Below are 14,580 nucleotides of genomic sequence, written 5' to 3' on the forward strand. Positions count from 1 at the left end.
CGCGGTTAGAAGTCAAAATCGTCGAAATCGCCGTCTCCCACCTCGTTATCGATCTGCCCCACCAGGTAGGAGCTGATCTCCGATTCCTGCGGCGCGACCTGTACGTTGTCGCTCACCAGCCAGGCATTCATCCAGGGCAGCGGGTTTTGCTTGGCCGGGAACAGCTCATCAAAGCCCAGCGCTTTCATGCGCACATTGGTGATGTACTCGACGTAGTCACTGAGGATCTTGGCGTTCAGGCCGATCATGGAACCGTCACGGAACAGGTACTGCGCCCAGTCCTTTTCCTGCTGCGCCGCTTCCGCGAAAATTTTGATCGCCTCTTCCCGGCACTCCTTTGCCACTTCCTTCATTTCCGGATCGTCGGCGCCATTGGCCATCAGGTTCAGCATGTGCTGGGTGCCGGTCAGGTGCAGAGCTTCGTCCCGCGCGATCAGCTTGATGATCTTGGCATTGCCTTCCATGATGGCCCGTTCGGCAAACGCGAAGGAGCAGGCAAAGCTGACGTAAAAGCGAATCGCCTCCAGCACGTTGACCGACACCAGCGTCAGGTACAGGGTACGCTTGAGGTTGCGCAGGCTGGCATCGACCTTCTTGCCCTTGACCTCATGCTCACCCGGACCGTAGATGCCATACACCTGCACCAGGGCGATAAACTCGTCATACAGCCGGGTAACGGACTCGGCGCGCTTGACGATCTCCTGGTTGGTGACGATCTGGTCGAACACCAGGGACGGCTCGGTGATGATGTTGCGGATGATATGGGTGTAGGAACGACTGTGAATGGTTTCACTGAAGGCCCAGGTTTCGAACCAGGTTTCCAGCTCGGGCAGGGACACCACCGGCAAAAAGGCAATATTGGGCGAGCGCCCCTGCACGGAATCCAGCAGCGTCTGGTATTTCAGGTTGCTGAGAAAGATGTGCTTCTCATGCTCCGGCATCGCCATGAAGTCCTTGCGGTCGGTCGACAGATCGACTTCCTCGGGACGCCAGAAAAATGAAAGCTGCTTCTCGATCAGCTTTTCGAAGATGGGAAACTTCTGCTTGTCGTAACGGGCAACGTTGACACTGCGGCCGAAGAACATCGGTTCGAGCGTGGCATCATGGGTAGACGGATTGAACGTGGAATAAGCCATTAATTCCTTAAAGCTCCGAAAGAACTGCAACCGGGCAGGACGAGGCCACCATCCGGAGACGGCGGCCTCGCCCTGTATCTCTGAGCGCTGCGTGTTACAGCTTGCAGGCGCCGCCTTCACAGCCATCATCCTGGCCATCGGACGCACCATCACGGGTGTTGTGGTAGTACAGCGTCTTGACGCCATATTTGTACGCGGTCAGCAGGTCCTTGAGCAGCTGCTTCATCGGCACCTTGTCGCCCGGGAATTTGCTGGGGTCATAGTTGGTGTTCGACGAAATCGCCTGATCGACGAACTTCTGCATGATACCCACCAGCTGCAGGTAGCCTTCGTTGCTCGGGATGCTCCAGAGCAGCTCGTACTGCTGCTTGAGCTCCAGGTACTCCGGCACCACCTGCTTCATGATGCCATCCTTGCTCGCCTTCACCGAGACAAAGCCACGAGGCGGCTCGATACCGTTGGTGGAGTTGGTGATCTGCGAGGAAGTTTCGCAGGGCATCAGCGCGGTCAGGGTGCTGTTGCGCAGGCCAAATTCCTTGATGTCCTCGCGCAGCGTTTCCCAGAAATAGTGCAGCGGCTCGTCGCAGAACTCGTCGACTTCACGCTTGTAGGTATCAATGGGCAACAGCCCCTTGGCATAGGTCGTCTCGTCGAATTTCGGGCACGCGCCCCGCTCTTTCGCCAGCTGGTTGGAGGCCTTGAGCAGGTAGTACTGAATCGCCTCGAAGGTGCGGTGCACCAGACCATTGGCCGAACCGTCGGAGTAGCGCACGCCGTTCTTGGCCAGGTAGTAGGCGAAGTTGGTCACGCCCACACCCAGGGTACGGCGCCAGTTGGTGGCATTGTGGGCCGCCAGAATCGGGTAGTCCTGGTAATCCAGCAGGTTGTCCAGCGCCCGCACGATCAGGTCGGACAGGTTTTCCAGCTCGTCGAGGTTGGCCAGGGCACCGAGGTTGAACGCCGACAGGGTGCACAGGGCAATTTCACCGTCCGGATCGTTCACATCACGCAGCGGCTTGGTGGGCAGCGCGATTTCCAGACACAGGTTAGACTGCTTGACCGGCGCAACCTTGGGATCGAACGGGCTGTGGGTGTTGCAGTGATCCACGTTCTGAATGTAGATACGGCCGGTGGAGGCGCGTTCGGAGGCCAGCAGGCCAAACAGCTCGACCGCCTTGATGGTCTTTTTGCGAATCGCAGGATCCTGTTCGTACTGCACGTACAGGCGCTCGAACTCGGCCTGGTCGGCGAAAAAGGCATCGTACAGGCCCGGCACTTCGTGCGGGCTGAACAGGGTAATGCTTTCACCCTTGATCAGGCGCTGGTACATCAGCTTGTTGAGCTGCACGCCATAGTCGATATGACGCACGCGGTTCTCTTCCACGCCGCGGTTGTTTTTCAGTACCAGCAGGGACTCCACCTCCAGGTGCCACAGCGGGTAGAACAATGTTGCCGCGCCACCGCGCACACCGCCCTGGGAACAGGATTTGACCGCCGTCTGGAAATGCTTGTAGAACGGGATGCAGCCGGTGTGGAAGGCTTCACCGTTGCGAATCGGGCTGCCGATGGCGCGGATCTGGCCGGCGTTGATGCCGATGCCGGCACGCTGGGACACATACTTGACGATGGCACCGGCCGTGGCGTTGATCGAATCCAGGCTGTCATCGCACTCGATCAGCACGCAGGAGCTGAACTGGCGCGTAGGGGTACGCACACCGGCCATGATCGGCGTCGGCAGGGACAGCTTGAACAGCGAGGTGGCATCGTAGAAGCGACGCACGTAGTCCAGCCGCGTTTCTGCCGGGTAGTTGGCGAACAGGCAGGCCGCCACCAGCATGTAGAGGATCTGCGGGCTTTCGTAGATATCGCCGGTTACCCGGTTCTGTACCAGGTACTTGCCTTCCAGCTGCTTGACGGCCACGTAGCTGAAGTTCATGTCGCGATCGTGTACCAGGTAGCCGTTGAGCTCGTCCCAGTCCTGCGCGCTGTAGTCTTCCAGCAGGTGGCGGTCGTAGCGCTTGCTATCCACCATGCGGGCAACATGCTCCTGCAGGTGCGGCGGCTCGAAGGCACCGAAGGCACGTTTGCGCAGGTGGAAGATCGCCAGGCGAGCCGCCAGGTACTGGTAGTCCGGGGCATTTTCCGAAATCAGGTCAGCGGCTGACTTGATCAGGGTCTCGTGGATATCGGAGGTCTTGATACCATCATAGAACTGCAGATGGGCCTTGAGTTCGACTTCGGACGGAGACACATTGTCCAGGCCCTGGGCAGCCCAGATTACGACACGGTGAATTTTCTCGAGGTCGATAGTTTCACGTCGACCGTCCCGTTTTGTAACCATCAAATCTTGCTGCATCCGTCGCCTACTCCTGGATGTTGTGTCTGTCGTCTGAGCGCCAGTTCGTCGCACAACAGCCGTCGCCAATACAGCTTCGAGTACAGCACTCAAAGGTGAATTCAGGCAACAGCAAAGCCGGTTTCATACTGAGGGATCACCGCAGATGAAACACAACATATAGTGGACGCTGGATTAATTGGCACTAAATATAGATACAAACCGTTTTTTTTCAACTCTTGATTTAGCAAAGTATTCTGTGTAGCCAGGGCCCCTGCAGCCCCCAAAAGCCGGTACTTCGGGAGCTGTACACAAAATGAGGTCCCGGTAAATTTATATAAAAAAACTGCTTTACAAAACGACCAGACAGGCCACCCCGCCACCCAAGAAACCACTGTTCAAATAACACCCAGAAATTGCACCTTTGCAGAGAGTGTGGCGCCAGGGATATTGCACAAATAACGGTCAGGCTCGCCCCTGAAATACGACAAGATGCCAAACCTGCCGCCGAGTCCGTTGTACGATAAATACAGCCGCTGCAGCTACCGTCTGTCCTCCGAGCGAGCCGGATTCGAAACTTCCGACTCGGGAGCACGGAACGGAATCAGCACCAGTTGCATCAGGCCGAGCCGGTCTTCGCGCTGGTATTCATGCAGGCCGATCGTCATGCCCTGGTGTCCGGCGGATGGCTGCTCGCGGTAGCTGCCCAGCAGCCGGTCCCACAGGGAAATAAAAAAACCGTAATTGCTATTGGTTTCCGCCGGAATGACCGAATGGTGCACCCGGTGCATGTCCGGCGTTACCAGCAACCAGCGCAGCCACGCATCCAGCCTCAAAGGCAATCGCAGGTTGGCATGGTTAAACAGGGCCGCCGCGCTGAGCGTCGCCTCGAACACCAGCACCACCAATGGACTGATACCCAGTACCGCCACCAGCGCGACCTTGTACAGCAGTGACAACAGGATTTCCAGCGGGTGGAACCGAAATCCGCTGGAGAGATCAAGATCAAGGTCCGTGTGATGTACAAGGTGCAGCCGCCAGAACAGAGGCACAACGTGAAACAGCCGATGCTGCAGGTAGATCGCCAGATCCAGTAACAGGAAACCGGCAACAGCAGTCAGCCAGACCGGCAGGGACTGTACATTGAAGAGCCCCCACCCCTGTGCCTGTGCATACAGTGCCATCCCCAGTGCCGCTGCCCCCAAAGTGAGCCGCTGCGCCAGGATATCGATACCCAGCAAACCCAGGTTGATACCCCAGCGCCTGGCCCGCGTCTGACGACGCGGGCGCCTTGGCCAGGCATGCTCACACAGGGCCACCAGCACGAAAACAGCCACAAAAATCAGTAGTCGCAGCGCCGTCTCGGACATTCTGCTCTCTCCAAAAAATAAATGTGATACGTCAGTTGGACAAAGGCCTGACGAGGTACGGCGCCGCCTCGAAAAAAATAATTGCCTCCACGGGGAATAACCCCGCCTGTCGATTGTTTATCCCAGTGAAGACAGCACTCATCAAGGAATCGTTCAACATGCGTAAACGTACACTGACCACCGTACTCTCCCTGCTGATCAGCGCGCCGCTGCTGGCCGCCCCCGCCGTGCCCGGCGACAGTGCCCAGGGCGAAATCCTCACCGATGCAAGAGGCATGAGTCTCTACACCTTTGACAAGGACAGCAATGGCCTGTCCTCCTGCTATGATGCCTGTGCCCAGAACTGGCCACCGCTGCTGGCCGAGCCAGGTGACGGAGCCGATGGCAACTTTGCCATTAGCGAACGCACCGATGGCAACCTGCAGTGGACCTACAAAGGGGCGCCGCTGTATGGTTTTATCAAGGATCAGCAGGCCGGCGACATTAGCGGTGATGGCCTCAAGGGCGTCTGGCATCTGGCCCGTCCCTGATTCACCGGGGCCATACCGCTGACAGAACGCGCGCGCGTCAGGCTCCGGCGACCTGCCGCGCCAAGGACCGCACCTTGTGAACAAGAATGACCTCGTAGACCACCTGCCAGACCTGCGCCGCTATGCCCGCTCGCTGCTCTACACACCCAGCGATGCCGAGGACCTGGTACAGGAAACCCTGCTGTCTGCACTGAGCAACCTGCCACTGTGGCTAAGGCGCAACAAGCATCGCGCCTGGCTGTTCAGCATTATGCACAACAATTTCGTCAACCAGGTGCAGCAGGGCAAAACACGGGAAAAGCACTTTCCCAGCCTGGTCACACTCTATGGCGATCCGATTGAAACACCTGCTTGCGATGTCTCGCCGGGACTTCACCGGGCGCTGCAATGCCTGTCGGTGGATGACCGGTCACTGCTGCTGCTCGTCGCCCAGGCGGGCTTCAGCTACGCGCAGGTTGCCCATATTCTGGAGCTGCCCCAGGGTACGGTCATGTCCCGACTGCACCGGGCCCGGCACAAGCTGCGCTCACTGCTTGAGCAGGCTGACAACAACCGCTACCGGGAACAGCAATGAGTACCTCGTACAACAGTCCAACCGAGGGCCTGCCCTTCGATGCCGACCAGATGGAGCTGTGGCTGACAGCACGGCTGCCGGACACGCAGCAGCGCCACATTGATGACTGGCTGCGCCACCATCCGCAACACCTGCGCTACTGGCAGGCACTGCAGCAGGATCAGCGTGCACTGGCACAGCTACAACCGCCGCTGGAACAACGCTTTCTAGACGACTACGACCTGAAACCCTCGCAAGCCACGCCTTCGGCTCGCCGCTTGCGCCTGCCCGTCATGCCGATATTTTCGGGTTTTGCACTGGGCTGCCTCTGCACCGCCCTGGCACTGCCCTTCTGGACCACGACACCTTCTGTCCAGGTGCAACAGCCAGCTTTCGTACAGAGCGCGATGCAGGCCCATGCGCTTTACAGTGTCGAAGTACGGCATCCGGTGGAGGTCGGCGGGGGGGAGCAGGCGCACCTGCTGACATGGCTGTCCAAACGCCTTGATCGCCCCCTGAGCGCACCGGATCTCAGCACACTGGGCTTCGAACTGCTCGGCGGTCGCCTGCTGCCGGCGGCGGACAGCCCGGCGGCACAACTGATGTACCAGGATGCCGGCGGTGAGCGCATCACCCTGTATATTGCTGCGGCGGCCAACAGCCAGCCCAGCAGTTTCCTGTTCAGCGAACACCGCGGGCTATCGACCTTCTACTGGGTGGATAGCCACTGGGGCTACAGCCTGAGCGGGCGTATCGACCGGGCCCGCCTGTCACAACTGTCGAACCAGGTGTACCAGGCGCTCATGCTGTAGGCGGCCATGGGGTGCTCGCGACCGCCAGATCGCCGGCAACGTTGCCGGCCCGGCGCAAAGGCCTTAAGCTGGCCGGTGCAGAGTGGGCCATACAGCGGCTCGCCTGCGCCCCCGACAGCCCACTGACCAGCACCGAGTTGCCCATGATCTTTGACCTCGACACCCTGTCGCCCAATCGCCGATACCACCTGATGACGCAGGGCCTGGTGCCACGCCCCATTGCCTGGATTCTGAGCCGCAATGACAACGACAGCCTCAACCTGGCGCCCTTTTCGTTTTTTAATGCCGTCTGTTCCGACCCGCCGCTGCTGATGCTGTCGATCGGGCGCAAGGATGGCGGCGAAATCAAGGATTCGCGCCGTAATATTCTCAGCAAGCGTGACTTTGTCATTCAGATCCCGTCCCGGCACCATGCCAGCGCCGTGACCGCCAGTGCTGCAAGCCTCGAATATGAAGAGTCGGAACTGGCATCGCTGGAGCTGGAACTGACGGACTTTCCCGGCTGCAGCGTACCGCGCATCGCCGATGCCGGTATTGCCATGCACTGTGAATTCCACGACGTGCATTACCTGGGCCCGGCCGAGCAGGCCATAGTCTATGCCCGTGTGCGCCAGTTTTATGCCAGTGACGACCTGGTCAGCGAAACCAACGGCCGCTACAGCATCAATGCCGCCGCACTGGATCCGCTGGCCCGCCTGGGCGGCGCCCAGTATGCCGGCCTTGGCGAACTCTTTGCCATCGCTCGGCCGTCCTGACCCCCTCTCCGCCCGCCCAGCAGCAGGCCCAGGCACCAGTGGGTGCTGCTAGGCTCCAGGCTTGGGCCTGTGCAGTAGCCAGCGCCAGCGGTTGATCAGCAGGGACAGGAAAATCAGCGAACAGCCAAAGAGTTGCTGCAGGCTCATCTGTTCCTGCAGCCAGAGCATGGCCAGCAAGGCCGTCCACACCGGCTCCAGCGTCATGATGATAGCGGCGTGACTGGCGGACGCCATTCCCTGGGCCTTGATCTGCAGGAAAAACCGCAGACTGGTAGCAATCAGGATGCTGGCCAGGAGCCAGCCAATGCCACGCCAGCTGATCGATGCACTCCAGGATTCGCTGAGCCCCGATGCCAGCAATGCGATCAGCCCTACGACACCGAGCTGGATACCCGTGAGCGCAACCGGCGGAATACTCAGCGCATAGCGGCTGTTCAGGTTGAAGTGCAGTGCCAGTATCACCGCCGCTGCGGCAAAGTAGCCATCAGAGGCCGCTATGCTCAACCCTGACTCCAGCGACAGGCTGCCCAGCCCAAGGGTCGCCACCAGCAGGGCCAGCCAGGTACTCGCCGTCGGTTTCTGGCGGAAAAACAACCAGCCCAGCACCGGTACCAGCACCACACTCAAACTGGAAATAAAGGCACCGACGCCCAGCTGGTCGGTCTTGGATAGCCCCAGAATCCAGCACAGCATGGCAAGTCCCATCACCACCCCGGTAGCACCGGCCCGGCGCCAGGCCCGGGGCGGCAACCGGCGCACCTGGTGCCACCCCAGCCCCCCCACCAGCAGCCCTGCCAGTAAAAACCGCACCCCGATAAAGCCCAGCGGCGGCATCTCGCTCAACGCCTCATGGGAAAACATCCATCCCATGGCCGCCAGCAAGGTGACCAGCAGCATCAGCAAATCAGCCTGCAGGCTTTTGCCCATCATTGAATGTCCATCCCTAGCCCGTTATCTGATTGGAAAAATGCTGTACGCCGGACCCGCTACAGCCGCACGGAAGACACGCCGGACGCCTGTCCAAAGGAGTCCCCGCAACACAGCCTGATCCCTTATAATGGCCTCATCGTTCAGACCAAAAGGTTCACAGGCATGCAGTTCGAAGTGAATGCTCACAGTGCAGACAAACCCGCCGGGCGCATTCGGCAGCAAAACGAAAAACTGATCATCAGTGCCGCCGAGCAGGAGTTCTCCTGCCATGGGTTCAAGGGCACCAGCATGCAAAGGGTTGCCGATCGCGCGGGCCTGCCAAAAGCCAATATCCACTATTATTTCAGCAACAAGCTGGGGCTTTACCATGCCGTGCTGGCCAACATTATCGACCTCTGGGACAGCACCTTCAACGAGCTGAGCGCAGAAGATGACCCCGCAATCGTCCTGCCACGCTATATTGCCGCCAAAATCGAATTCTCCCGGCAATACCCGCTGGCGTCGCGCATCTTTGCGATGGAAATTCTGAGTGGCGGCCCCCACCTGAGCGCATTTTTCAAGCAGGACTACCGCAGCTGGTTCAAACAGCGGGCCGCGGTTTTTGAGCACTGGATTGACGCCGGCAAGATGAGCCCCGTAGACCCGGCCCACCTTATATTCCTGCTCTGGGGGTCCACCCAGCACTATGCCGACTTTGCCGTGCAGATTGAAGCGGCCCTCGGGGAGGAATCACTGGGGCCGGAAGTCTACGAAACGGCCACCCGGACGCTGACCGACATTATTTTGCGCGGCTGTGGCATACGGCTGGAGAACCAAGACACAGAGCCCTGCGCAATCGTTTGAACCCAAAAGACTGTGCAGACACAAGGCCGCACCTTAAACGGCACCGGCGCTGACCACCTGGTTGCGCCCCTGGTGCTTGGCACGGTAGAGCGCCTCATCAGCGTGCTGTATTAGCATATCCGGGCGCGCATCCTTGCTCGGGATGGTACAGGCCACCCCCATACTGATGGTCACCAGATCACTGACCCGGGACTCGGTATGGGCAATGCCCAGCGCCATGACCGCCTCGCGCATCTGTTCGGCCAGCATGCAGGCTTCCTGCAGCCCAATGCCCGGCAGAATAATGGCAAACTCCTCGCCGCCAAAGCGGGTTACCGCATCGCCCGCCCGCCTGGCATGCAGGTCCAGTGTGCTGGCCACCGCCTTCAAGCAATCATCCCCCATCAGGTGACCATAGCGATCATTGAAATCCTTGAAGTAATCAATATCGCAGATAATCAGCGACAGCACCGACTGTACGCGCAGGGCACGACTCCACTCCTCGGTAAAGTGCTCGTCGAAATAGCGCCGGTTCGGTATTTCAGTCAGTCCATCGATGGATGAAAGCGCGTACAGTTTCTCGGCCAGAGATTCGGCGCGCTGTTTTTGCGCCCGCAGCTGCTGCTCAGTCCGGCTGCGCATTTCAATATCCTCGCGCAGCTGCTCATTCAATTTGAGCACCTGACGCTGCTCCTGGCGCAACTCGCGCAACAGCTGCTCATTGACCACACTGCTGGCCACGAAGCCCTCAAAAATATCCGCTATACGGTAAATGGAGCGTAACGAGAATACGAAAAATCCCACGCACACCAGCCCCATCGCGATCTTCTGCGGCTCAAGTGAAATCAGCAGCACCAGTGACAGCGGCAGCAGCGTAATGGCGGAAAAGATCAGAAACATCCGGGGCGATACCGATGCGGTGCTCACCACGCTGCCAGCCACCATCCCGGCCAGGCACACGTAAATAAAAGCCGCATCGGCGAAGGGCAGGCTGTACTCGACATAAAGGCCAACGATTGCCCATGTCAGGGCGGCGGCAACGAAGCCTGCGACATGCAGATGGCGCCAGCTGGCGGACTCAACCGCCTTGCCATTCTGACGCCTGCGCCAGGCGGCGAAACACAGATACAGTGCCAGACGTGACAGAATCACCAGCGCGGCCACCAGCATCCAGTACAGATAGAACCTCTGCTGCGTGAGCCACCAGTAGTAGCCCCCGGCACAGGCGGACACAAAGGCTCCCCCGCACAGGGCAACCGGCGTTTGCTCATGCTGAGCCTCCAGTAGCTTCCTGCGCAGACAGCGGGCGTCCAGCGGACTCATCGGCTATCAACCTCCAGATGGGTGCGGGGCAAACCTAAAGCCAAAACCTAACCATAGGATAGCTTCAGAGCCCCAGCGCTCTGTTGACCATAGACCTTAATTTGTACGGCTGTCACCTTTAAGCGACAAATCCGCTGCGTCAACTCGACCAATGGCCTGTCTTGACTTCCTAAAACATATATAGATAATACATTTTAAAACATGTATTCAATTCGCACCTTAAAGGAACCTTAGCATGCTACAGCCCGACCAGATCGCCACAGTTCAGGCCACCCTGCCATTGCTGGAGTCCGCAGGTCCTGCACTGACGGAGCACTTTTATGCCCGCATGTTCCGTGACAATCCCGAACTCAAGGATGTATTCAACCTCGCCCATCAGACATCAGGTGCGCAGCCTGTCGCCCTGTTTAACGCCATCCTGGCCTACGCCCGCCATTTGCATAATCCGGCAGTACTGAGCCAGGCCGTAGAACGCATTGCCCAGAAGCACACCGGATTCCTGATCCGCCCGCAGCAGTACGCTATTGTCGGCCATCACCTGCTCGAAACCATCCGCGAGCTGGCGCCCGATGCAGCTACACCCGAGGTGCTGCACGCCTGGGAGCTGGCTTACGGGCAACTGGCACAGATATTCATTGACCGGGAAAGCGAAATCTACGACCAGGCCGCCAGCGCGGACGGCGGCTGGCGCGGCACCCGACGCTTTCGCCTGGTACACAAGACCGCGGAAAGCCAGCTGATCACGTCATTCGAGTTTGCCCCCGTCGACGGCAAGGCGGTCAGCGCGTTCAAGCCCGGCCAGTACCTGACAGTGTCCATCAGCCACCCCAGCCTAAAGCAGCACGAATACCGCCAGTACTCCCTTTCCGACGCCCCGAACGGACGCAGTTACCGTATCAGTGTCAAGCGGGAAGACAGGCCCGTACCCGGACAGGTATCCACCTACCTGCACGATGAGCTTCAAGTCGGTGACGAAATTGATCTGCTGCCACCGGCCGGTGACTTCTACCTGGAAGTGCAGAACGATGCCCCCGTGGTACTGCTGAGCGGCGGCGTGGGCCTGACACCCATGCTGAGCATGTTCAATAGCCTGGCGCAGGCCGACCACCCGGGGCCGGTTTACTTCCTGCACGGCTGCGAGAATGGCCGCCAGCACGCCTTTGCCCGGCACGTGGCAGACCTGTGCGAGGCCCGCGAATCGAGACACAGCTTCACCTGGTACCAGGCTCCGCTGGAAACCGACATCGCCGACCAGGACTATCAGGCCACCGGCCTGATGGACCTGGCGCCGCTGCGCGCTGCGCTTGATACAGAGCAGACCGAGTATTACTTCTGCGGCCCCCTGCCCTTCATGCAGGCCATTCACCGCCAACTGAAGGCTTGGGGTGTCGCCGACTGCCGTCTGCACTACGAGCTGTTCGGCCCGCACCAGGCGCTCTGACAGAACGCCCGCTTGCGGACTTTTGTGGTGGTACGACACTGAGGTGCAAAGGAGGCTTCATGCAGGGTCGTCGTGACGGCGACCCTGCTCATCACACGAAGATCGAGGGCGGAATAAAGGCGATCAGCGCGTGCCGGTGCTGGATTGATACGCCTGCCACTCGTTTTTCCAGTGCGCATCGAGTTGCACCAGCAAGGGCCGCAGCACCGCCTTGTCCGCCTCGGACACCCTGGCCACTTCCTGTGCCATCACGCCAATCTGTGCCACCCGGGTCTGAAACTGCGGCGGCATCATTGCCTGCAGGGCCGGATCCATGGTCTGCATGCTGCGGGCGAGCTCCAGAATCTGCGGATAGGCCGCCTCCGCCTTGAGCGCGGCATAACCCAGCAGTACCCGGTCCCCAACCCAGCTCCAGGACGTCGCATCGACGAAACGCCCGCTGCGCGCCAGCTGATCCAGCGCCCGGTACTGTGCCGGTTGCTCGCGCTGCAGAATATCCAGCCCGCGCGCATGGGGCCGAAAGGCTTCACCGGTAACAGGCTGTAATTCCCGGCGCAACCGCTGTCCCAGGGCAGGATCCAGCTGGTCGGCAAAGGCCCTGAGTTGCGGCATGAGCGCGACATAGGCCTGCGCCTGCTGCGAAGACAGATCCTGCGCCTGGGCCGGCGTACCCAGCAGGCAGAGCAGGCCCAGTGTCACGGATACCCGACCGGTAAAACCCTTGAATGAAAATCGGCACAGCATGGGAGGCAACTCCAGCAGAAAGTCAGCAGTATCGGGGGCCCAGTATGAACGCCACCTGAGCCTTGTGTACAGAAAGCGCAGGAGACGTCTCGCGATTACAGCCTTTCCTGTCCCGGCACCCTGCACCACTTGCCGCCGGGGCCTCGTCGCAGCATAATGCGCACTATCATGACATTTTTTGTATACAGCTTGCCGGCAGTATCCGCCGCAGACAACTGGCTGTAGACAGCGACGTCACCAGCGCGCATTCATCACTGGTGACAGTGGCGAAGGGTTCACGCCTAAAACAACCCGACCGGACTGGCAGCACCCTGTGGCGCTGTCGACGATCTCACTGTTTGAGGAAGTTAGCATGAACCCACGTCTATGGATCAAGTCTCCGCTGGCCATCTACACCGGCACCCATCAGGATGCCCGCGGTGGCGTCGTGATCGAAGGCAACCGTATCGTTGAACTGGTTGGCGCCGGGCAACAGCCATCCCACCCCTGCCAGCAAACCTATGACGCCGGCGAGCAGGTCGTCATTCCCGGGCTGATCAACACGCACCACCACTTTTACCAGACCCTGACCCGCGCCTATCCGGATGCCCTGAACAAGGAGCTGTTTCCCTGGCTCAAGAGCCTCTACGGCGTCTGGGCACACCTGGAGCCGGAAATGCATGCGCTGGCCACCCGGCTGGCACTGACCGAGCTGCTGCTGTCCGGTTGCACCACCGCGGCCGATCATCACTACCTGTTTCCCGCCGGCATGGAGCAGGCCATTGATATTCAGGTAGAAGAAGCCCGTGCGCTCGGCATCCGGGCCGTGCTGACCCGCGGCTCCATGAGCCTGGGCGAGAAGGATGGCGGCCTGCCGCCCCAAAGTACCGTGCAGACTGAAGAGCAGATCCTGCTCGACAGCGAGCGGCTGATCAATCGCTACCACGAACGTGGCGACGGCGCCCAGATCCAGATCGCCCTGGCACCCTGCTCGCCCTTCTCGGTGACCACCGACATCATGCGCGAAAGCGCGGTACTGGCTGAAAAACACGATGTGCGGCTGCATACCCACCTGGCCGAAACCCTGGACGAAGAGGCCTTCTGCCAGCAACGCTTTGGCATGCGCACCGTGGATTACCTCGACAGTGTCGGCTGGCTGTCGTCACGCACCTGGCTGGCCCACGGCATTCATTTCGATGACCGGGAAATCCAGCGCCTGGGCACCGCCGGCGTCGGCATCTGCCACTGCCCGAGTTCCAACATGATGCTGGCCTCCGGTATCTGTCGCAATAACGAGCTCGAAGCCGCGGGTTCCCCCGTCGGCCTGGGGGTCGATGGTTCAGCCTCCAACGATGGCTCCAACATGATCAATGAAGTGCGCCAGGCGCTCTACCTGCAGCGCCTGCGTTACGGCGCCTCCAGGGTCACCCACTTCGATGCCTATCGCTGGGCCACTGCAGGTTCGGCCCGGGTACTGGGGCGGGACGATATCGGTACTCTGGCCGTCGGCAAGCAGGCGGACCTGGCCCTGTTCCGGCTCGACGAGCTGCGCTTTTCCGGTAGCCACGATCCGCTGGCCGCCCTGCTGCTGTGCGGCGCCCAGCAGGCAGACCGCGTGATGGTGGCCGGCGACTGGAAGGTGATCGACGGCACCCTGCCGGGCCAGGACTTGCAGCAGCTGATGGCCCAGCACCGTCAGGCGGCCCTGCGCCTGGCTGAAAAAGCCATGGCGCATCGCTGACAACGCCCCTGCGCCTGGCCGAAAAAAACCTGACGTATCGCTGATAACGGACGCTGGAGCGGCCTGACCGCTTCAGCCCGGCACTCAGACCTCGCTTAGCAAAGCCTGA

General features: G+C 60.1%; 13 protein-coding genes. 7 read left to right on the forward strand and 6 right to left on the reverse strand.

Annotation, left to right across the window (positions count from 1 at the left end; genetic code table 11):
- Window positions 1–5: 5 nt before the first annotated feature.
- From nrdB to KDW95_RS09910, 3 genes are all read right to left on the reverse strand, one after another.
- Window positions 6–1,136 (reverse strand): class Ia ribonucleoside-diphosphate reductase subunit beta, encoded by a 1,131-nt coding sequence (gene nrdB / locus KDW95_RS09900; RefSeq protein ID WP_255856105.1) that lies wholly within the window; start codon window positions 1,134–1,136, stop codon window positions 6–8.
- A gap of 94 nt (window positions 1,137–1,230) precedes the next feature.
- Window positions 1,231–3,492, reverse strand: coding sequence for a class 1a ribonucleoside-diphosphate reductase subunit alpha (gene nrdA / locus KDW95_RS09905; protein WP_255856106.1), 2,262 nt, complete (start codon window positions 3,490–3,492; stop codon window positions 1,231–1,233).
- A 521-nt stretch (window positions 3,493–4,013) separates the two neighbouring features.
- A complete protein-coding gene (locus KDW95_RS09910) occupies window positions 4,014–4,841 on the reverse strand; it encodes a sterol desaturase family protein (RefSeq protein ID WP_255856107.1) in 828 nt (275 codons plus the stop codon).
- A 158-nt stretch (window positions 4,842–4,999) separates the two neighbouring features.
- Between KDW95_RS09910 and KDW95_RS09915 the strand changes: the two genes are divergently transcribed.
- The 4 genes from KDW95_RS09915 (at window position 5,000) to KDW95_RS09930 (ending at window position 7,491) form a co-directional block, all read left to right on the forward strand.
- Complete coding sequence (locus KDW95_RS09915; RefSeq protein WP_255856108.1) at window positions 5,000–5,371, forward strand: COG4315 family predicted lipoprotein; 372 nt, start codon at window positions 5,000–5,002, stop codon at window positions 5,369–5,371.
- A gap of 76 nt (window positions 5,372–5,447) precedes the next feature.
- The gene (locus KDW95_RS09920; protein ID WP_255856109.1) at window positions 5,448–5,945 is read left to right on the forward strand and encodes an RNA polymerase sigma factor; all 498 of its coding nucleotides are present in this window, start codon (window positions 5,448–5,450) and stop codon (window positions 5,943–5,945) included.
- Complete coding sequence (locus KDW95_RS09925) at window positions 5,942–6,736, forward strand: anti-sigma factor family protein (protein WP_255856110.1); 795 nt, start codon at window positions 5,942–5,944, stop codon at window positions 6,734–6,736. Before KDW95_RS09920 ends, KDW95_RS09925 begins: the two co-directional genes overlap by 4 nt.
- An 11-nt stretch (window positions 6,737–6,747) precedes the next feature.
- Window positions 6,748–7,491, forward strand: a complete 744-nt coding sequence (locus KDW95_RS09930) for a flavin reductase family protein (protein WP_255856111.1) — start codon at window positions 6,748–6,750, stop codon at window positions 7,489–7,491.
- A gap of 48 nt (window positions 7,492–7,539) precedes the next feature.
- Here KDW95_RS09930 and KDW95_RS09935 read toward each other — a convergent pair whose 3' ends face one another.
- Window positions 7,540–8,421 carry a DMT family transporter gene (locus tag KDW95_RS09935; protein ID WP_255856112.1) on the reverse strand — a complete coding sequence of 294 codons (882 nt, stop codon included), beginning with the start codon at window positions 8,419–8,421 and terminating at the stop codon, window positions 7,540–7,542.
- Window positions 8,422–8,583: 162 nt separating this feature from the next.
- Here KDW95_RS09935 and KDW95_RS09940 point away from each other — a divergent pair, with 162 nt between their 5' ends.
- Window positions 8,584–9,264 (forward strand): TetR/AcrR family transcriptional regulator, encoded by a 681-nt coding sequence (locus KDW95_RS09940; protein WP_255856113.1) that lies wholly within the window; start codon window positions 8,584–8,586, stop codon window positions 9,262–9,264.
- Between the two features lie 33 nt (window positions 9,265–9,297).
- On the opposite strand, the gene KDW95_RS09945 is transcribed toward KDW95_RS09940, so the two are convergent.
- Window positions 9,298–10,566 (reverse strand): GGDEF domain-containing protein, encoded by a 1,269-nt coding sequence (locus KDW95_RS09945; protein ID WP_255856114.1) that lies wholly within the window; start codon window positions 10,564–10,566, stop codon window positions 9,298–9,300.
- Between the two features lie 235 nt (window positions 10,567–10,801).
- Here KDW95_RS09945 and hmpA point away from each other — a divergent pair, with 235 nt between their 5' ends.
- Complete coding sequence (gene hmpA / locus KDW95_RS09950) at window positions 10,802–12,007, forward strand: NO-inducible flavohemoprotein (RefSeq protein ID WP_255856115.1); 1,206 nt, start codon at window positions 10,802–10,804, stop codon at window positions 12,005–12,007.
- Window positions 12,008–12,130: 123 nt separating this feature from the next.
- On the opposite strand, the gene KDW95_RS09955 is transcribed toward hmpA, so the two are convergent.
- Window positions 12,131–12,751 carry a hypothetical protein gene (locus tag KDW95_RS09955; RefSeq protein ID WP_255856116.1) on the reverse strand — a complete coding sequence of 207 codons (621 nt, stop codon included), beginning with the start codon at window positions 12,749–12,751 and terminating at the stop codon, window positions 12,131–12,133.
- Window positions 12,752–13,103: 352 nt separating this feature from the next.
- Between KDW95_RS09955 and KDW95_RS09960 the strand changes: the two genes are divergently transcribed.
- Window positions 13,104–14,471, forward strand: a complete 1,368-nt coding sequence (locus KDW95_RS09960; protein WP_255856117.1) for an 8-oxoguanine deaminase — start codon at window positions 13,104–13,106, stop codon at window positions 14,469–14,471.
- Window positions 14,472–14,580 lie beyond the last annotated feature (109 nt).

Origin of the sequence: Marinobacterium rhizophilum, from assembly GCF_024397915.1 — a bacterium.
GTDB lineage: Bacteria > Pseudomonadota > Gammaproteobacteria > Pseudomonadales > Balneatricaceae > Marinobacterium_A > Marinobacterium_A rhizophilum_A.

Coding starts and splice junctions, on each gene's coding strand:
- nrdB (WP_255856105.1), bottom strand. CDS start 1,136: ATGGCTTATTCCACGTTCAATCCGTCTACCCATGATGCCACGCTCGAA.
- nrdA (WP_255856106.1), bottom strand. CDS start 3,492: ATGCAGCAAGATTTGATGGTTACAAAACGGGACGGTCGACGTGAAACT.
- KDW95_RS09910 (WP_255856107.1), bottom strand. CDS start 4,841: ATGTCCGAGACGGCGCTGCGACTACTGATTTTTGTGGCTGTTTTCGTG.
- KDW95_RS09915 (WP_255856108.1), top strand. CDS start 5,000: ATGCGTAAACGTACACTGACCACCGTACTCTCCCTGCTGATCAGCGCG.
- KDW95_RS09925 (WP_255856110.1), top strand. CDS start 5,942: ATGAGTACCTCGTACAACAGTCCAACCGAGGGCCTGCCCTTCGATGCC.
- KDW95_RS09935 (WP_255856112.1), bottom strand. CDS start 8,421: ATGATGGGCAAAAGCCTGCAGGCTGATTTGCTGATGCTGCTGGTCACC.
- KDW95_RS09940 (WP_255856113.1), top strand. CDS start 8,584: ATGCAGTTCGAAGTGAATGCTCACAGTGCAGACAAACCCGCCGGGCGC.
- KDW95_RS09945 (WP_255856114.1), bottom strand. CDS start 10,566: ATGAGTCCGCTGGACGCCCGCTGTCTGCGCAGGAAGCTACTGGAGGCT.
- hmpA (WP_255856115.1), top strand. CDS start 10,802: ATGCTACAGCCCGACCAGATCGCCACAGTTCAGGCCACCCTGCCATTG.
- KDW95_RS09955 (WP_255856116.1), bottom strand. CDS start 12,751: ATGCTGTGCCGATTTTCATTCAAGGGTTTTACCGGTCGGGTATCCGTG.
- KDW95_RS09960 (WP_255856117.1), top strand. CDS start 13,104: ATGAACCCACGTCTATGGATCAAGTCTCCGCTGGCCATCTACACCGGC.